We start from the raw sequence: 17,639 nt of genomic DNA, 5'->3' as shown, positions 1-17,639 counted from the left end.
ACACGCGCGGGCGCACATCAGGCATACATACGGACAAACGGCCGGACACCCTGTGGTGTCCGGCCGTTTGTCCGAGGGGCTGTAACCTCGAAGCCTGGAGCCCGCCGATCTCGGGACCTCGATCCACACCTTGGGGTTGCACAGCAGATGACCGCGATTTCTCTCGGAATCCCGTCCGTACCGACCAAGCTCGCAGACCGCCGGGTCAGCCGCAAGATCCAGGTCGGCACGGTCGCCGTCGGCGGCGACGCGCCCGTCTCGGTGCAGTCGATGACCACGACCCGGACCTCCGACATCGGCGCCACCCTCCAGCAGATCGCGGAGCTCACCGCCTCCGGCTGCCAGATCGTCCGGGTCGCCTGCCCGACCCAGGACGACGCCGACGCGCTCCCGGTGATCGCCAGGAAGTCGCAGATCCCGGTCATCGCCGACATCCACTTCCAGCCGAAGTACGTCTTCGCCGCCATCGACGCCGGCTGTGCCGCGGTCCGGGTCAACCCGGGCAACATCAAGCAGTTCGACGACAAGGTCAAGGAGATCGCCAAGGCGGCCGGCGAGACCGGCACCCCGATCCGGATCGGGGTCAACGCCGGCTCCCTCGACAGGCGGCTGCTCCAGAAGTACGGCAAGGCCACCCCCGAGGCGCTGGTCGAGTCGGCGCTCTGGGAGGCGTCCCTCTTCGAGGAGCACGGCTTCCGGGACATCAAGATCTCGGTCAAGCACAACGACCCGGTGGTCATGGTCAACGCCTACCGCCAGCTCGCCGCCGCCTGCGACTATCCGCTGCACCTCGGCGTCACCGAGGCCGGCCCGGCGTTCCAGGGCACCATCAAGTCGGCCGTCGCCTTCGGCGCGCTGCTCTCCGAGGGCATCGGGGACACCATCCGGGTCTCGCTCTCGGCCCCGCCGGCCGAGGAGGTCAAGGTCGGCATCCAGATCCTGGAGTCGCTCAACCTCCGCCAGCGCCGTCTGGAGATCGTCTCCTGCCCGTCCTGCGGCCGCGCCCAGGTCGATGTCTACAAGCTCGCGGACCAGGTGAGCGCCGGTCTGGAGGGCATGGAGGTGCCGCTCCGGGTGGCCGTCATGGGCTGTGTCGTCAACGGCCCCGGCGAGGCCCGCGAGGCCGACCTCGGTGTCGCCTCGGGCAATGGCAAGGGCCAGATCTTCGTCAAGGGCGAGGTCATCAAGACCGTGCCCGAGTCCAAGATCGTGGAGACGCTGATCGACGAGGCCCTGAAGATCGCGGAGCAGATGCGCGCCGACGGTGTCGCCTCCGGCGAGCCGCAGATCTCCATCGCCGGCTGAGCCCCCGCCGGACCGCTGCCGTCCGGCCCGCCCGCCCCGGTGCCGGCCGGTTCCGGTGTACGCCCCCGAGCCGGTTCCGGGGTACGGCCCCGCCCCGGCCCCGGTGGACAGCCCCGGGCCCGCCGGACGGCGAGCCCCACACCCCCCGGGAGGTGCGGGGACGGCGTACGAGCACCCGCGCCCGGGGGACCGGTGGCGGAAGGTGGCCGGGTGGTCACGGGGGCCGGGGTGCGGGCTGGTCATGGGGGCGGCGGCTGCGGGTACAGTGCCAGGACCTGTCAGACCGCATGGTGAGGCCCCCTCGTGTTGACGCACACCACCACCCGGGTCCTCGACCCCGGCGACCTCGGCGCCGCCCTCGCCGTGCTGGAGAGCGACCCCGTCGCCAACGCCTTCGTCACCGCCCGCGTTCGGGTCGCCGGGCTCGACCCCTGGCGGCTCGGCGGCGAGATGTGGGGCTGGTACGCCGACGGGCGGCTCCGCTCACTCTGCTACTCGGGCGCCAATCTGGTGCCGATCTGCGCCGGGCCCGAGGCGGTCCGGGCCTTCGCGGAACGGGCGCGGCGCTCCGGCCGGCGCTGCTCCTCGATCGTCGGCCCCGCCGAGCCCACCGCCGAGCTGTGGCGGCTGCTCGAACCGAGCTGGGGCCCCGCCCGGGACGTCCGCGCCCACCAGCCGCTGATGGTCGCGGACCGGCCCTCGCCCGAGGTGGAGCCGGACCCGCTGGTGCGGCGGATCCGCAAGGACGAGATGGACGTGATCATGCCCGCCTGCGTGGCCATGTTCACCGAGGAGGTCGGGGTCTCCCCGATGGCCGGGGACGGCGGGCTGCTCTACCAGGCCCGGGTGGCCGAACTCGTCGGCGCCGGGCGGTCGTTCGCCCGGATAGAGAACGGCAGCGTCGTCTTCAAGGCCGAGATCGGCGCCGCCACCCCGCACGCCTGCCAGATCCAGGGTGTCTGGGTCGCCCCCGAACACCGGGGCAAGGGCCTCTCCGAGACCGGCATGGCGGCCGTGCTGCGGTACGCCCTCGCGGATGTCGCGCCGCTCGTCTCGCTCTACGTCAACGACTACAACGCCCCCGCCCGCGCCGCCTATCGACGGGTCGGCTTCCGCGAAGTGGGCGCCTTCATGAGCGTGCTCTTCTAGGGCTAAGGTCGGCGCATGGAAGACGTGGTGGTGCAGCCGATCGACCTCGCCCCCCGGGTGGACGAGGCCCTCGCCGTCCAGGCCCTCGCCTTCGGTCTGGGGGAGGACGAGGTCCGGGTGCGGCACCACATCGTCCTCCGCCATCTGGCCACCCCGGGCGCCCGCGCCTACGGGGCCACCACCGCCACCGGCCGGCTCGTCGGCTTCGTGTACGGGATGCCCAACGACCGCTCCCAGTGGTGGTCCACCGTCGTGGAGCCGTACCTCAGGAGCACCGGCACCCAGGGGTGGCTGGACGACTCCTTCGCCATCACCGAGCTGCATGTCCACCCCGACCACCAGGCCCGGGGCATCGGCCGGGAGCTGATCACCGCCATCACCGACACCTCCGGGCAGCCGCGCTCGATCCTCTCCGCCATCGACACCGAGAGCCCCGCCCGGCGGCTCTACCGCTCGCTCGGCTACACCGATCTGGCCCGGCGGGTGCGCTTCCCGAGCGCCGCCCGGCCGTTCGCCGTGATGGGTGCCCCGCTGCCGCTGCTCCGGCCCGGCGGCAAGCGCCCGGAGGGAACTGATTTCCGCCGACCGGCGGACCGCGGCTAACCTCCTGGCATCACACTTTTCACCGCAGGAGAGATCCCCATGGCCCAGGTCCAGCGCATGTCCCGGTTGATGGTCAAGACACTGCGCGACGACCCGGCGGACGCCGAGACGCTCAGCCACAAGCTGCTGGTCCGCGCCGGTTACGTCCGCCGCAACGCCGCCGGCATCTGGTCCTGGCTGCCGCTCGGCAAGCGCGTCCTGGAGAACGTCACCCGGGTGGTCCGCGAGGAGATGGACGCGATCGGCGCCCAGGAGGTGCTGCTGCCCGCGCTGCTGCCCAAGGAGCCGTACGAGGCCACCGGGCGCTGGGAGGAGTACGGGGCCGAGCTCTTCCGCCTCCAGGACCGCAAGGGCGCCGACTATCTGCTCGGCCCCACCCACGAGGAGATCTTCACCCAGCTGGTCAAGGACCAGTGCACGTCCTACAAGGACCTGCCGGTGATCCTCTACCAGATCCAGAGCAAGTACCGCGACGAGGCCCGCCCGCGTTCGGGCATCCTGCGCGGCCGCGAGTTCCAGATGAAGGACTCGTACTCCTTCGACACCACCGACGAGGGGCTGGCGGAGTCGTACGCGCTGCACCGCCAGGCGTACATCCGGATCTTCGAGCGGCTCGGTCTGCGCCACAAGATCGTCTCGGCCGTCTCCGGCGCCATGGGCGGCTCGGCCTCCGAGGAGTTCCTCGCCCCGGCCGCCGCCGGCGAGGACACCTTCGTCTACTGTCCGGCCTGCGACTACGCCGCCAACACCGAGGCGGTGACCTTCACCGCGCCGTCCGCCGACACCACCGAGCACGGCCCGCTGGAGGAGCTGGACACCCCCGACACCCCCACCATCGAGACGCTCGCCGCGCACCTGGCCGTGCCGGCCTCCGCCACCCTGAAGAACCTGCTGGTCAAGGTGGACGGGGAGATCGTGGCCGTGGGGGTGCCCGGTGACCGCGAGGTGGACCTCGGCAAGCTGGAGGACCACCTGGCCCCGGCCACCGTCGAACTGGTCACCGCCGAGGACTTCACCGGCCGCCCCGACCTGGTGCGCGGCTATGTCGGGCCGCAGGGCCTGGAGAAGGTCCGCTACCTCGCGGACCCGCGGATCGCCGCCGGCACCTCCTGGATCACCGGCGCCAACCAGCCCGGCAAGCACGCCAGGAACGTCGTCGCCGGCCGGGACTTCGAGGTCGACGAGTACCTGGACGTCGTGGTGGTCGAGGACGGCGACCCGTGCCCCGCCTGCGGCACCGGCCTGAAGCTGGACCGCGCCATCGAGATCGGTCACATCTTCCAGCTGGGCCGCAAGTACGCCGACGCCTTCCAGCTCGATGTGCTGGGCCAGCACGGCAAGCCGGTCCGGGTCACCATGGGCTCGTACGGCATCGGCGTCTCCCGCGCGGTCGCGGCGCTGGCCGAGCAGACCGCCGACGAGCAGGGCCTGTGCTGGCCGCGCGAGATCGCCCCGGCCGACGTCCATGTGGTCGCCGCCGGCAAGGCGCTCCAGACCGAGCTGGCCGTGGAGGTCGCGGAGAAGCTGGGCGAGGCCGGGCTGCGGGTCCTGGTGGACGACCGGGCGGGTGTCTCGCCGGGCGTGAAGTTCACCGACGCCGAGCTGATCGGTGTGCCGAAGATCCTGGTCGCCGGCCGCCGCTCGGGCGAGCGGGTGCTGGAGCTCAAGGACCGCCGCACCGGTGAGCGCGAGGAGCTGACCGTGGACGAGGCCATCGCCCTGCTGACGGCGTCGGGAACCACCGCCTGACGGGGGCCGGGACCGCCCGTCCGACGGGGCCTGGGGGCGCCGCTTGACGGCGGGAGGCGTGTACTGCGGGCCGGTGCCCCGTCCGGGAGGGCCCGGGCGGGGTACCGGCCCGTGTGCCCGGGTACGCCCCCGAGGCCGGTGCGTACGGTCCCGGGGCCGGTCGTGCGGGGCCGCAGGCGGTCCGTACGGCCCGGGGCGGTCCGTACGGCCCGGAGGCGATACGGGCGGCGGCGGTACGGACGGCGATACGGGCGCGGCGGCGCCGGGCCGGTCAGATGCAGCCGGCCGCGCCGGTCTCCTCCTCGCGCGCCTGGGCCGCGGCGGCCGGTGACGGCGGCGGCTCCGCCGCGCCCGGCCGGTCCTGCGGAAGCTCGGGCGATCCGGCGCGGTGCTCCCGGGCGTGCGGCTCGCGCACCGTCATCGCGGGGCGCGGGGCGTCCGGCGGCGGCTCCGGCCGGGCCTCCGGCGCCGGCGGCTGCTGCTGGGCGGCCCGCTCCAGGAAGCGCAGCAGCTCCACCGGGAACGGCAGCACCAGCGTCGAGTTCTTCTCGGCCGCCACCGCCACCACCGTCTGGAGCAGCCGCAGCTGGAGCGCGGCCGGCTGCCCGGACATCTCCCGGGCCGCCTCGGAGAGCTTCCGGGACGCCTGGAGCTCGGCGTCCGCGTTGATCACCCGGGCCCGCCGCTCCCGGTCCGCCTCGGCCTGCCGGGCCATCGAGCGCTTCATCGTCTCGGGCAGCGACACGTCCTTGATCTCCACCCGGTCGATGGTCACGCCCCAGTCCACCGCCGGATTGTCGATCATCAGCTCCAGCCCCTGGTTGAGCTTCTCCCGGTTGGAGAGCAGATCGTCCAGCTCGCTCTTGCCGATGATGGAGCGCAGCGAGGTCTGGGCGATCTGGGAGACCGCGAACCGGTAGTCCTCGACGCGCAGGAGCGCCGCCGCCGCGTCGACCACCTTGAAGTAGATGACCGCGTCCACCCGGACGGTCACATTGTCCCGGGTGATGCCGTCCTGCGCGGGCACCGGGAGCGTCACGATCTGCATGTTCACCCGGTGCAGCCGGTCCATGAACGGCACCACCAGGGTCAGCCCCGGCCCGCGTACGCCGCTCCGCAGCCGTCCGAAGCGCAGCACGACACCCTTCTCGTACTGCTTGATCACCCGGGCGGCGGAGCCCAGATAGAGCAGGGCGCCGGTGCCGGCCGCCGCTGCCGCCGTGAGCAGTTCCTCGACCATGGGGACCCTCCCGTCGGGCCGGACGGAGCCGGCTGGAGCACGGTGCGGTCATGCCCAATATCGCACCAATGCTCCGCCGAGGGGAGGGTTTGCGGGTCTCGAACGGGGGCAGCGCGGGCGTACGTGGAGGAGCGCGCCGGAGCCGAAGCCGGGCCGGGGTAGGAACCCGGGCCGGGACCGGTGCCGGGGCGCGGTCCGGGCCCGGGATCTTAGCCGGGGGCCGGTAGCCGGCCGCTCAGAGCCAGGCGGCGAACTCCAGGAGCACCTCGCCGTCCTGCCGCCGGCCGGCGGCCAGGGCGCGGGTGCCGGACTCCACGGCCCGGAAGAGGGTCCAGCCGCGCAGCCGCTCCCGGTCCACCTCCAGCGAGTCCGCGAGCCGTCCCACCCGGCGCCGGGCGGCGGCCGACCCGGAGGACGCGGCCACCAGGTCCTCCACCCGGTCCCGCGCCAGCCGGGCCAGGTCGTAGGCGCGCTCGCCCACCAGGGGGTCCGGGCCCACCGCCAGCCACGGCGCCCGCCCGGCGGACAGCACCTTGCCCTGCCGGAAGCAGCCGTGCAGCAGCAGGCACTCGGGGGCATCGGCCACCAGCGCCTCCCGGGCCTCCAGCGCGGCCGTCACCAGGGCGACCACCCCGGGAGGCTCCGGCGCCGCCCGGTCGCGCATCACCGCCGCCTGCCGGGCCGTCCGGTCCGCGACCGACTCGAAGCCGTGCCCCGCGGGCGGCTCCACCCAGAGCCGCCGCACCGTGCCGGCCGCCTCCAGCAGCGCCTTGGCCTCCGGCAGCGAGCGCAGGGTGACATCGGGGCTCAGCCGTTCCAGCAGCAGCCCGGGCCCGTCGCCGGTGTCCGGCCCGTCGCCGGGGGCGCCGAGCACGCGGACCGCGCCCCAGCCGTTCCAGTGGGCCAGCGCCGCCCGCTCCCGGCCGGGCGCGGCGAAGGGCGGCGCCACCTTCAGGGTGGCCGGGGTGCCGTCGGGGAGCCGCACCAGAAGCACCAGGCCGCTCCGGCCGCCCGGCGCCACGACCCGCTCCACCTCGGCCTTCCGCGCCGCCACCGCCTCCCGGGCCAGCTCCGGCAGCCGGGCCAGCCAGTCGCCCGCGACGGCCTCCCCATGGGCCTCGCCGAGCGCCCGTACCAGTCGCCGCGGCGGTTCGAAAGCCATGCGCGCGTCGTTCCCCTTCTCCGGTTTCCTCGGTTCTTCGGCCCGCTTCGGCTTCGCCGGTCCCGGCGGCGTCACCGGCCACCGGCGGACATGGCCCGCCCCGGCGGTGTCGCGGGCCGTGCGGTCTCCCCGGCTCCACCGGCATCCCCGGCCGGGGGCTCCGGCTTCGCCGGCCGCGCCGGGCAACCGGGCGTCCGGGCGTCCGGGCGGCCCGGCCGGGTCACCGCCGCTCGGCGAGCCCAGGAAAGGCTACGCCGCCGCCCCGCCAGCGTGCCGACCGGACCGCGGCCTCCCGGAGGGCGACCGCCGCCTCCCGGCGCAGCGCGCCCCCGGCGGCCCGCACCAGGTCGGCGTAGACGCCCGCCACCCGGTCCTCCAGCTCGGCGCCGAGCCGTACCGCGCCGGCCGCGTCCGGCACCGGGAACGGCAGGGCGTAGGCGGGCGCCGAGGCGACCGGGGTGCCGCCCAGGTCGCGGACGGTGCGCTCCAGGGCGTCCCGCCGGGCCCGGTGCGCGGCGAGCCCGGCGGCGGCGTCGGTCCGGCGCGCGGCTCCGGCCCGGCCGCCCACGACCCCGTAGCCGTACACCGCCGCGTGCTCGGCCGCCAGGGCCGCCTGTACGGCCTCCAGGACGCTCATGAACCGTTTCCCTCGGCCGGCGCGGTCAGCAGATAGGCGTGGACGGCGCCGGCGGCGGCCACCGAGGCCAGCAGCCGGGCGTACTCGGGCGGGGCGTCGGTGAGGGCGGCGGCATGGGCGTCGGAGGCCCGCCGCACCGCGTCCGCCAGTCCGGTGAGCGCCGCCTCCGGGGCGGCGGGGACGGTGGTGGCCGCCGGGGCCGGCTCCGGCGGGCGGGAACCCGGCGGCGGGGTCCCCGTGGCGCGGGCGGGGGAGGGCGGCCCGGCCGGCGCGGGTGCCTCGGAGGCCGCCGCCACCGGGCCCAGCGCGGCCACATGCTCGGCCACCGCCGCGCGCAGCGGGTTCAGCCGGGCGGCGAGCGGGGGGTGGGCGGCGAGCACCGCGTCGTACCGGGCCAGCAGCCCCCCGCTCACCGCCGCCGACCGGCGCCGCAGCGCGGTCTCGGCCGCGGCGGCCCGCGCGGCGGCGGCCCGGTCCCGGGCGGCGTCCGCCCCGTCGTCCGCCGAGCAGCCGGTGAGCAGCAGGCTCAGCCCCGGCAGTGCCACCAGGCCCGCCGTCGCGGCGCCCGACGTGGCGAGCGCGCGTCTGCGGGTCGTGTCCGTGCGCCCCACGTGTCCTCCTCGGCCGGTGCCGGCGGGTACCAAGATCACCGCAGGCGAGCGTACCCGCGGCCGGTCCGGGGTGGACGGCAACACCCCTCGCGACCGGATACCCTTTGATCTGACACGCGACGATCCCACAACAGCACACGCGGCCGAGGAGTCACCCGGATGAGCACCACCCAGAGCGAGAGGCTGCGCGAACTGCTGGAGCCGCTCGTCACGGCCAGGCAACTGGATCTGGAAGAGATCGCGGTGTCCCGGGCCGGCCGCCGCCGGGTGCTGAGAATCGTCGTCGACTCGGACGAGGGCGTGGAGCTCGACGCCTGCGCCGACCTGAGCCGCGACCTCTCCGCGAAGCTGGACGAGACGGACGCGATGGGCGACGAGGAGTACGTCCTCGAAGTGAGCTCCCCCGGAGCGGACCGCCCCCTCACCGAGCACCGCCACTACGTACGCGCCACCGGCCGCCTGGTGCGGCTGCTCTCCCGCGAGGGCGGCGAACTGGTGGCCCGGATCCTCGCGGTGGACGAGGACGGTCTCGACCTGGAGGTCCCCGGCGTGAAGGGCCGCAAGCCCACCCGGCGCCGGGTCGAGTTCTCCGAAATCCTCAAGGCGCGGGTGGAGATCGAGTTCAACCGCAAGGATCCCAAGGATTCCAAGGATCTCGAGCCCGAGGACCTCAGCGACAACGACAACAAGGAAGAAGAGGAGGCGTAGCCGTGGACATCGACGTGAAGCTCCTGCGGGGCTTGGCGCAGGAGAAGGAGATTGCCTTCGACCTGCTGGTCGAGGCGATCGAGTCGGCCCTCCTCATCGCCTACCACCGCACCGAGGGTGCCCGCCGTCACGCCCGGGTCGTCCTGGACCGTTCGACCGGCCATGTGACCGTGTGGGCGAAGGAGGAGGCGGCCGATCTGGAGGAGGGGCAGGAGCCCCGGGAGTTCGACGACACCCCGTCGGACTTCGGCCGGATCGCCGCGAGCACCGCCCGCCAGGTCATCCAGCAGCGGCTGCGGGACGCGGAGAACGACATCACCTTCGGCGAGTACGCCCGCCGCGAGGGCGATGTGGTCGCCGGTCAGGTGCAGCAGGGCAAGGACCCGAAGAACGTCCTGGTCAAGCTGGACGACAAGCTGGAGGCCATCCTCCCGGTGCAGGAGCAGGTGCCGGGCGAGGAGTACCCGCACGGCCTGCGGCTGCGCACCTATGTGGTCCGGGTGGCCAAGGGTGTGCGCGGCCCCTCGGTGACGCTCTCCCGCACCCACCCCAACCTGGTGAAGAAGCTCTTCGCGCTGGAGGTCCCGGAGATCGCGGACGGCTCGGTGGAGATCGCCGCCATCGCCCGCGAGGCCGGCCACCGCACCAAGATCGCCGTCCGGTCCACCCGTTCGGGGCTGAACCCCAAGGGCGCCTGCATCGGCCCGATGGGCGGCCGGGTCCGAAACGTCATGGCCGAGCTGCACGGCGAGAAGATCGACATCGTGGACTGGTCGGACGACCCGGCCGAGCTGGTGGCGAACGCCCTCTCGCCGGCCCGGGTCTCCAAGGTGGAGGTCGTGGACCTCGGCGCCCGGTCGGCCCGGGTCACCGTGCCGGACTACCAGCTGTCGCTGGCGATCGGCAAGGAGGGCCAGAACGCCCGGCTCGCCGCCCGCCTCACCGGCTGGCGCATCGACATCCGCCCGGACACCGAGCAGGTCCCCGGCCAGGGCCCCGAGCAGGCCGTCGACCGCCCGGCCCGCCAGGGCTGACCGGCACCCGGCACCCGGGCCGGCCGGCACCCGGAGCGGACCGGGCCCGACCGGGTCTGGTTCCGGTTCGATTCCGGTCCGGTTCCGGTCCGGGCACCGGTACGGCGAGCCCGCCCGGCCTCCGCACCCGGGGGCCGGGCGGACCGGTCTTCCGGGGCCGGTGCGCCGGAACGGCGAGCGGTACGCCGGGCCCGGTGGCGCCAACCGGTACGACTGGCCCCGCGGCGCCGGGGAATAAGCAACGTTCCGATCACGTTGTGCGACGACGTGATCGCGGCGATCATAGAAGGCAGCACTGTTCGGCCTCCGCCCCATCGAGGTGAGGTCGGTACGGGGAGGTAGACTTAGTCGTGTCTGGCCGGACTCACACCCGCGCCTGCCCTGAACGCACCTGTGTGGGGTGCCGGGAGCGAGCGGCCAAGCGCGATCTGCTGCGCATCGTGATGATCGCGGGCGGCTGTGCCCCCGATCCGCGCGGTACGCTGCCCGGTCGGGGTGCCTATGTGCATCCCGCCTCCGTCTGTCTCGACCTGGCGGTCCGCCGCCGGGCGTTCCCGAGGGCCTTCCGGCTCCCCGGGCCGCTCGACACCGCGGATCTCCGACGGTACGTCGAGCGGGCGGCATCGTAAGAAGAAGTACGGCACGGGACCCCGTGCGGTTCAGGTACCTCGCGAGTTGGAAGTAGGTCGAGATTGCGATGAGCACTCGATGAGTACGCGATGAGTACGCCCATGAAGTAGCGACGGTCCGGCGGTAATCCGGACCTCAAAGGAGCGAAGTGGCTAAGGTCCGGGTATACGAACTCGCCAAGGAGTTCGGTGTGGAGAGCAAGGTCGTCATGGCCAAGCTCCAGGAACTCGGTGAATTCGTCCGTTCGGCGTCCTCGACGATCGAGGCGCCGGTGGTACGCAAACTGACTGACGCACTGCAGGGGCCCGGCGGCAACGCCGGCAAGTCCGCTGCGAAGCCGGGCGCGCCCCGCAAGGCCGCCCCCGCCAAGCCCGCCGCGCCCTCCCCGGCGCAGGCGGCCCGTCCCGCCGCCCCGAAGCCCGGCGCCCCCGCGCCGAAGCCGGCGGCGGCCGAGAAGCCCTCGGCGCCGGCCCTCGGCCCGCGCCCGGTGCCGGGTCCGAAGCCGGCCGCGGCGCCCAAGCCGGCGCCCGCCTCCCCGGCCCCGGCCAACCCGGAGTTCACCGCGCCTCCGTCGGCCCCGGCCGCCGGTCCCCGGCCCGGTGCGGCTCCCGGCCCCCGTCCGGGCGGCCGTCCGCAGCAGTCCGGCCAGGAGCGTTCGGAGCGCCAGGACCGTCAGGAGCGCCAGGGCGGTGCCCGTCCGGGCGCCCCGCGCCCCGGCGGCCAGTCCGCGCGTCCGGGCGGTGCCCGTCCCGCGGGTCCGCGTCCGGGCAACAACCCCTTCACCTCCGGCGGTTCCACCGGCATGGCGCGCCCGCAGGCGCCCCGGCCGGGCGGTGCCCCGCGTCCGGGCGGCCCCGGTGCCCCCGGCGGCCCGCGTCCGCAGGGCGCCGGCGGCGGTCAGGGCGGTCCCCGTCCGCAGTCCGGCGCCGCCGGTCCGCGTCCGCAGGCCGGTCCCGGCGGTCCCCGTCCCACTCCGGGCGCGATGCCCCGGCCGCAGGCGCCCCGTCCCGGTGGCCCCGGCGCGCCCGGTGGCAACCGTCCGAACCCCGGCATGATGCCGCAGCGTCCGGCTGCCGGCCCGCGTCCCGGCGGTGGCCCCGGCGGCCGCGGTCCCGGCGGCGGCGGTCGTCCGGGTGGCGGCGGCGGTCGTCCCGGCTTCGCCGGTCGTCCGGCCGGTCCCGGCGGCGGTGGCGGCGGTTTCGCCGGCCGTCCCGGTGGCGGTGGCGGCGGCGGTCGTCCGGGTGGTCCCGGCGGCGGTGGCGGCGGCTTCGGCGGTCGTCCCGGCTTCGGTGGCCGTCCCGGCGGTCCCGGTGGCCGCGGTGGCACGCAGGGCGCCTTCGGCCGTCCCGGCGGCCCGGCCCGTCGTGGCCGCAAGTCGAAGCGGCAGCGGCGCCAGGAGTACGAGGCCATGCAGGCCCCGTCGGTCGGCGGCGTGATGCTGCCGCGCGGTGGCGGCGAGGTCGTCCGCCTGTCGCGCGGTGCGTCGCTCACCGACTTCGCGGAGAAGATCAACGCCAACCCGGCGTCGCTCGTCGCGGTCATGATGAACCTCGGCGAGATGGTCACCGCGACCCAGTCGGTCTCCGACGAGACCCTCCAGCTCCTCGGTGACGAGATGAACTACCAGGTTCAGATCGTCAGCCCGGAGGAGGAGGACCGCGAGCTGCTCGAGTCCTTCGACCTGGAGTTCGGCGAGGACGAGGGCGGCGAGGACCTGCTCGTCTCCCGTCCGCCGGTGGTGACCGTCATGGGTCACGTCGACCACGGCAAGACCCGACTGCTGGACGCGATCCGCAAGACCAATGTGGTCGCGGGCGAGGCCGGCGGCATCACCCAGCACATCGGTGCCTACCAGGTCGCGACCGAGGTCAACGGCGAGGACCGGAAGATCACCTTCATCGACACCCCGGGTCACGAGGCGTTCACCGCCATGCGTGCCCGTGGTGCGAAGTCCACCGACATCGCGATCCTCGTGGTCGCGGCCAACGACGGTGTCATGCCGCAGACGGTCGAGGCGCTCAACCACGCCAAGGCCGCGGACGTGCCGATCGTGGTCGCGGTCAACAAGATCGACGTCGAGGGCGCCGACCCGACCAAGGTGCGCGGTCAGCTGACCGAGTACGGCCTGGTGGCCGAGGAGTACGGCGGCGACACCATGTTCGTCGACATCTCCGCCAAGCAGGGTCTGCACATCGACTCCCTGCTCGAGGCCGTGATCCTCACCGCCGACGCCTCGCTCGACCTCCGGGCCAACCCGGACCAGGACGCGCAGGGCATCGCGATCGAGGCTCACCTGGACAAGGGCCGCGGCGCCGTCGCGACCGTCCTGGTCCAGCGCGGCACCCTGCGGGTCGGGGACACCATGGTCGCGGGCGACGCCTACGGCCGTGTCCGCGCCATGCTCGACGACAAGGGCGAGAACGTGGAGGAGGCGACCCCGTCGACTCCGGTCCTGGTCCTCGGTCTGACCAACGTGCCGGGTGCCGGTGACAACTTCCTGGTGGTGGACGAGGACCGTACGGCCCGTCAGATCGCCGAGAAGCGTGCCGCCCGGGAGCGCAACGCCGCGTTCGCCAAGCGCGTGCGCCGCGTCTCCCTGGAGGACCTGGACAAGGTGCTCAAGGCCGGCGAGATCCAGCAGCTCAACCTCATCATCAAGGGTGACGCCTCCGGTTCGGTCGAGGCCCTGGAGTCCTCGCTGCTCCAGCTCGACGTGGGCGAGGAGGTCGACATCCGGGTGCTGCACCGCGGCGTCGGTGCGGTCACGGAGTCGGACATCGACCTGGCCATGGGCTCGGACGCCATCGTCATCGGCTTCAACGTCCGCGCGGCCGGCCGTGCCTCGCAGATGGCGGAGCGCGAGGGCGTCGACGTCCGGTACTACTCGGTGATCTACCAGGCCATCGAGGAGATCGAGGCGGCCCTCAAGGGCATGCTCAAGCCCGAGTACGAAGAGGTCGAGCTCGGTACGGCGGAGATCCGCGAGGTCTTCCGCTCGTCCAAGCTGGGCAACATCGCCGGTGTGCTCATCCGCTCCGGCGAGGTGCGGCGCAACACCAAGGCGCGCCTCGTCCGCGACGGCAAGGTCATCGCGGAGGACCTCACCATCCACGGTCTGCGTCGCTTCAAGGACGATGTCACCGAGATCCGCGAGGGCTTCGAGGGCGGTATCAACCTCGGAAACTTCAACGACATCAAGGTGGACGACGTCATCGCGACGTACGAGATGCGCGAGAAGCCGCGCGTCTGACCCGGACGGCCGAGCCGGTGATCCGTCCCCGGCGCGCGGGAGACCGCGCGCCGGGGCCCGGTGGCCCGGCTCGTACCGGCCGCCCGGTTCCCGTTCCGTCTGTGCGGAGCCCGGGTCCGGGGCCGGTGGGACGGTGACCAGGCGCGTCAGCGACAGCAGGGGCCGGTCGGCGGAGATATTTCCGTCGATCGGCCCCGGCCGTTGCGTGTACGGTTTCTCTGTCCCGCCACTCTCTTCCGTCCGGCGGGGCCACTGGCTGCGCCGGCAGGGCGGGGGACGTCCCCCGGGCCGGCACACGAACCCGTACCGGCGGGAGATCCGGGCAACGCATGTATGTGGGGACGCTGTCCTTCGATCTGCTCCTCGGCGACGTACGGTCGCTGAAGGAGAAACGCTCCGTCGTCCGGCCGATCGTCGCGGAACTCCAGCGGAAGTATCCGGTGAGCGCGGCCGAGACCGGCAACCAGGATCTTCACCGGCGGGCCGAGATCGGGCTGGCGGTGGTGTCCGGGGACGCCGGGCACATCACGGACGTACTGGACCGGTGCGAGCGGCTCGTCGCCGCCCGGCCCGAGGTGGAGCTGTTGTCCGTACGGCGCCGGTTCCACACTGAAGAAGACTGACGTACGGCACGTATGGCACGTACGGCACAGAAGACCGAACGTACGGCACAGAAGAAGACTGACCGTACGGCGGGAAGGTACGGCGCGGCCGATCGCGCCGTACGGCGCAAGGCAGGAATGGAGAAGGACCAGTGGCCGACAACGCGCGGGCGAAGAAGCTGGCGGACCTCATCCGGGAGGTGGTCGCCGAGAAGCTGCAGCGCGGCATCAAGGACCCGCGCCTGGGTACGCATGTGACCATCACGGACACCCGCGTCACCGGTGACCTGCGGGAGGCCACGGTCTTCTACACGGTCTACGGCGACGACGAGGACCGGGCCAGTGCGGCGGCGGGGCTGGAGAGCGCCAAGGGCGTGCTCCGCTCGGCGGTCGGCCGGGCCGCCGGCACCAAGTTCACCCCGACCCTGGCGTTCGTGGCGGACGCCCTCCCGGAGAACGCCCGGACCATCGAGGATCTGCTCGACAAGGCCCGTGCCTCCGACGCCCGGGTCCGGGAGACCTCCTCGGGCGCCCGGTACGCCGGGGAGGCCGACCCGTACCGCAAGGCGGGCGACGACGAGACCGCTGACGCCGTTGACGCCGCCGAGGACGCAGACGCCGCCGACAATGCCGACGAGACCGGTGACGACACCGGTGCCGTCGGGAGGGACAAGACCGCCGAATGAGTCAGGGCACCACACGCGCCACCCCGCCGGACGGGCTGATCGTCGTCGACAAGCCGGCCGGTTTCACCTCGCACGACGTGGTCGCCAAGATGCGCGGCATCGCCCGCACCCGGCGGGTCGGCCACGCGGGCACGCTGGACCCGATGGCGACCGGGGTGCTCGTCCTGGGCGTGGAGCGGGCCACCAAGCTGCTCGGCCATCTCGCGCTCACCGAGAAGGAGTACCTGGGCACCGTCCGGCTCGGCCAGGACACGGTCACCGACGACGCCGAGGGCGAGATCACCTCGTCCGCCGACGCCTCCGGGGTGACCCGGGAGGCGGTCGACGCCGGGGTCGCCGCGCTCACCGGCGACATCATGCAGGTGCCGTCGAAGGTCAGCGCCATCAAGATCGACGGCAAGCGGTCGTACGCCCGGGTGCGTGGCGGCGAGGAGTTCGAGATCCCGGCCCGGCCGGTCACCGTCTCCTCCTTCCAGGTGTACGACCTCCGGGAGGCGGTCGCCGAGGACGGCACCCCGGTCGTGGACCTGGTCGTCTCGGTCGTCTGCTCCTCGGGCACCTACATCCGGGCCCTCGCCCGCGATCTGGGTGCCGCGCTCGGCGTGGGCGGCCATCTGACCGCCCTGCGCCGGACCCGCGTCGGCCCCTACAAGCTGGACACGGCCCGGACGCTGGACCAGCTCCAGGAGGAGCTGACCGTGATGCCGGTCGCGGAGGCGGCGGCAGCGGCGTTCCCGCGCTGGGACGTGGACGAGCGGCGCGCCCGGCTGCTGCTCAACGGCGTCCGGCTGGACATGCCCGCCCAGCCCTCCGCTCCCGTGGCCGCCTTCGGCCCCGACGGGCGCTTCCTGGCGCTGGTGGAGGAGAAGAACGGCAAGGCGAAGAGCCTGGCGGTGTTCGGCTGAGCGAGGCCGGGCGAGGCTGAGCGAGCCCGACGGCCATGACCGGCCGGGAGCTCTGTGGGGTGACCGGTCCGGGCCGGTCAGGAGCCGGGTCCGGGAGCGGGGCCAGGAGCGGGGTGGCGGACCTTCGGGACCGCCACCCCGCTCCTCGCTGTTCGCCTTCTGCCGTCCGGGCGTCCCCGGGGCCGCCGTCCCGGGGGTCGCTGTCTGTGCGCCCCCGGGCCGTGTCGGTCGCCGGTCCGCCGTCCATGCCTCCGGGCGGGGTGCCGGTCGCCGGGCCGCCGCGCGTCCGGCGGGCCGCCGGGTCCCGGAAGCGGTGCGCCGGGTACCGATGCGGGCCGCGCGCGCCGGGCATGGCAGTCTTAGACCTGCGCAACGGTCAAGACGTACACGGGTTCGGGCGAGGAGCGGTCACAGTGCAGCGCTGGCGTGGCTTGGAGGACATCCCCCAGGACTGGGGGCGCAGCGTCGTCACCATCGGCTCGTACGACGGGGTCCACCGCGGTCACCAGCTGATCATCGGCCGGGCCGTGGAGCGGGCCCGGGAGCTCGGCGTCCCCTCGGTCGTCGTCACCTTCGACCCGCACCCCAGCGAGGTGGTTCGCCCCGGCAGCCACCCGCCGCTGCTCGCCCCGCACCACCGGCGCGCCGAGCTGATGGCCGGGCTCGGTGTGGACGCGGTGCTGATCCTGCCGTTCACCACCGACTTCTCCCGGCTGTCGCCCGCCGACTTCATCGTCAAGGTGCTGGTCGAGAAGCTGCACGCGTGCGCGGTGGTGGAGGGCCCGAACTTCCGCTTCGGCCACCGGGCCGCCGGTGATGTGGCGCTCCTCGCCGAGCTGGGTGAGACGTACGACTACACGGTGGAGGTCGTGGACCTCTACGTCAGCGGCACGGCGGGCGGCGGCGAGCCGTTCTCCTCCACCCTGACCCGCCGGCTGGTGGCCGAGGGCGATGTGGCGGGCGCCGCCGAGATCCTGGGCCGTCCGCACCGGGTCGAGGGCGTGGTGGTGCGCGGGGCGCAGCGCGGCCGGGAGCTGGGCTATCCGACGGCCAATGTGGAGACCCTGCCGCACACCGCGATCCCGGCCGACGGGGTGTACGCGGGCTGGCTGACCGCCGGGGGCGAGCGGATGCCGGCCGCCATCTCGGTCGGCACCAACCCGCAGTTCGACGGGACCGAGCGGACCGTGGAGGCGTACGCCATCGACCGCGTGGGCCTTGAGCTGTACGGGCTGCATGTGGCCGTGGAGTTCCAGGCGTACGTACGCGGCCAGGAGAAGTTCGTCTCCATCGAGGCGCTGCTGGAGGCCATCGCGGCGGACGTCGAGAAGGCCCGGGAGCTGACCCGCTGAGGCGGCTCGCCGGCCG

The 17,639-nt window shown here is 73.8% G+C and carries 16 protein-coding genes; 12 read left to right on the top strand and 4 right to left on the bottom strand.

Annotated elements, in window-relative coordinates:
• The first annotated feature begins 147 nt into the window (after window positions 1–147).
• From ispG to NX801_RS12770, 4 genes are all read left to right on the top strand, one after another.
• Window positions 148–1,305, top strand: coding sequence for a flavodoxin-dependent (E)-4-hydroxy-3-methylbut-2-enyl-diphosphate synthase (gene ispG, locus NX801_RS12785; RefSeq protein ID WP_258787709.1), 1,158 nt, complete (start codon window positions 148–150; stop codon window positions 1,303–1,305).
• Between the two features lie 303 nt (window positions 1,306–1,608).
• Window positions 1,609–2,454 (top strand): GNAT family N-acetyltransferase, encoded by an 846-nt coding sequence (locus NX801_RS12780; RefSeq protein ID WP_258787707.1) that lies wholly within the window; start codon window positions 1,609–1,611, stop codon window positions 2,452–2,454.
• Window positions 2,455–2,469: 15 nt separating this feature from the next.
• Window positions 2,470–3,057, top strand: coding sequence for a GNAT family N-acetyltransferase (locus NX801_RS12775; protein WP_258787706.1), 588 nt, complete (start codon window positions 2,470–2,472; stop codon window positions 3,055–3,057).
• A 39-nt stretch (window positions 3,058–3,096) separates the two neighbouring features.
• Window positions 3,097–4,806 (top strand): proline--tRNA ligase, encoded by a 1,710-nt coding sequence (locus tag NX801_RS12770; protein WP_258787705.1) that lies wholly within the window; start codon window positions 3,097–3,099, stop codon window positions 4,804–4,806.
• A gap of 271 nt (window positions 4,807–5,077) precedes the next feature.
• On the opposite strand, the gene NX801_RS12765 is transcribed toward NX801_RS12770, so the two are convergent.
• From NX801_RS12765 to NX801_RS12750, 4 genes are all read right to left on the bottom strand, one after another.
• Window positions 5,078–6,046 carry a slipin family protein gene (locus tag NX801_RS12765; RefSeq protein WP_258787704.1) on the bottom strand — a complete coding sequence of 323 codons (969 nt, stop codon included), beginning with the start codon at window positions 6,044–6,046 and terminating at the stop codon, window positions 5,078–5,080.
• Between the two features lie 235 nt (window positions 6,047–6,281).
• A complete protein-coding gene (locus NX801_RS12760; protein WP_258787703.1) occupies window positions 6,282–7,208 on the bottom strand; it encodes an aminoglycoside phosphotransferase family protein in 927 nt (308 codons plus the stop codon).
• Between the two features lie 220 nt (window positions 7,209–7,428).
• Window positions 7,429–7,845, bottom strand: a complete 417-nt coding sequence (locus NX801_RS12755) for a ferritin-like domain-containing protein (RefSeq protein ID WP_258787701.1) — start codon at window positions 7,843–7,845, stop codon at window positions 7,429–7,431.
• Window positions 7,842–8,456: a hypothetical protein gene (locus NX801_RS12750; protein ID WP_258787699.1), complete on the bottom strand. Its 615-nt coding sequence runs from the start codon at window positions 8,454–8,456 to the stop codon at window positions 7,842–7,844. Before NX801_RS12750 ends, NX801_RS12755 begins: the two co-directional genes overlap by 4 nt.
• A gap of 159 nt (window positions 8,457–8,615) precedes the next feature.
• Between NX801_RS12750 and rimP the strand changes: the two genes are divergently transcribed.
• The 8 genes from rimP (at window position 8,616) to NX801_RS12710 (ending at window position 17,623) form a co-directional block, all read left to right on the top strand.
• Window positions 8,616–9,164 (top strand): ribosome maturation factor RimP, encoded by a 549-nt coding sequence (gene rimP, locus NX801_RS12745; RefSeq protein WP_258787697.1) that lies wholly within the window; start codon window positions 8,616–8,618, stop codon window positions 9,162–9,164.
• A gap of 2 nt (window positions 9,165–9,166) precedes the next feature.
• Entirely contained in the window at window positions 9,167–10,198 is a 1,032-nt protein-coding gene (nusA, locus tag NX801_RS12740; RefSeq protein ID WP_258787696.1) for a transcription termination factor NusA, read from the top strand.
• 350 nt (window positions 10,199–10,548) lie between these two features.
• The gene (locus NX801_RS12735; RefSeq protein ID WP_258787694.1) at window positions 10,549–10,827 is read left to right on the top strand and encodes a YlxR family protein; all 279 of its coding nucleotides are present in this window, start codon (window positions 10,549–10,551) and stop codon (window positions 10,825–10,827) included.
• A gap of 149 nt (window positions 10,828–10,976) precedes the next feature.
• Window positions 10,977–14,078 carry a translation initiation factor IF-2 gene (gene infB / locus NX801_RS12730; RefSeq protein WP_258787692.1) on the top strand — a complete coding sequence of 1,034 codons (3,102 nt, stop codon included), beginning with the start codon at window positions 10,977–10,979 and terminating at the stop codon, window positions 14,076–14,078.
• Between the two features lie 329 nt (window positions 14,079–14,407).
• On the top strand, window positions 14,408–14,701 hold the full coding sequence (locus NX801_RS12725) for a DUF503 domain-containing protein (protein ID WP_258787691.1): 294 nt from the start codon (window positions 14,408–14,410) through the stop codon (window positions 14,699–14,701).
• 131 nt (window positions 14,702–14,832) lie between these two features.
• Window positions 14,833–15,366 (top strand): 30S ribosome-binding factor RbfA, encoded by a 534-nt coding sequence (gene rbfA / locus NX801_RS12720; RefSeq protein WP_258787690.1) that lies wholly within the window; start codon window positions 14,833–14,835, stop codon window positions 15,364–15,366.
• A complete protein-coding gene (gene truB / locus NX801_RS12715) occupies window positions 15,363–16,271 on the top strand; it encodes a tRNA pseudouridine(55) synthase TruB (RefSeq protein ID WP_258787688.1) in 909 nt (302 codons plus the stop codon). Before rbfA ends, truB begins: the two co-directional genes overlap by 4 nt.
• A 413-nt stretch (window positions 16,272–16,684) precedes the next feature.
• Window positions 16,685–17,623, top strand: coding sequence for a bifunctional riboflavin kinase/FAD synthetase (locus tag NX801_RS12710; RefSeq protein WP_258787686.1), 939 nt, complete (start codon window positions 16,685–16,687; stop codon window positions 17,621–17,623).
• Window positions 17,624–17,639 lie beyond the last annotated feature (16 nt).

Origin of the sequence: Streptomyces pyxinae (assembly GCF_024756275.1) — a bacterium.
GTDB lineage: Bacteria > Actinomycetota > Actinomycetes > Streptomycetales > Streptomycetaceae > Streptomyces > Streptomyces pyxinae.
Note: the sequence above shows the minus strand (reverse complement) of the source record. Positions and strands in the feature narration are given on the sequence as shown.

Excerpts from the sequence above, each read along its gene's own strand:
- NX801_RS12725 (WP_258787691.1), top strand. The coding sequence starts at position 14,408 with ATGTATGTGGGGACGCTGTCCTTCGATCTGCTCCTCGGCGACGTACGG.
- rimP (WP_258787697.1), top strand. The coding sequence starts at position 8,616 with ATGAGCACCACCCAGAGCGAGAGGCTGCGCGAACTGCTGGAGCCGCTC.
- NX801_RS12760 (WP_258787703.1), bottom strand. The coding sequence starts at position 7,208 with ATGGCTTTCGAACCGCCGCGGCGACTGGTACGGGCGCTCGGCGAGGCC.
- NX801_RS12775 (WP_258787706.1), top strand. The coding sequence starts at position 2,470 with ATGGAAGACGTGGTGGTGCAGCCGATCGACCTCGCCCCCCGGGTGGAC.
- NX801_RS12765 (WP_258787704.1), bottom strand. The coding sequence starts at position 6,046 with ATGGTCGAGGAACTGCTCACGGCGGCAGCGGCGGCCGGCACCGGCGCC.
- NX801_RS12755 (WP_258787701.1), bottom strand. The coding sequence starts at position 7,845 with ATGAGCGTCCTGGAGGCCGTACAGGCGGCCCTGGCGGCCGAGCACGCG.
- ispG (WP_258787709.1), top strand. The coding sequence starts at position 148 with ATGACCGCGATTTCTCTCGGAATCCCGTCCGTACCGACCAAGCTCGCA.
- NX801_RS12770 (WP_258787705.1), top strand. The coding sequence starts at position 3,097 with ATGGCCCAGGTCCAGCGCATGTCCCGGTTGATGGTCAAGACACTGCGC.
- truB (WP_258787688.1), top strand. The coding sequence starts at position 15,363 with ATGAGTCAGGGCACCACACGCGCCACCCCGCCGGACGGGCTGATCGTC.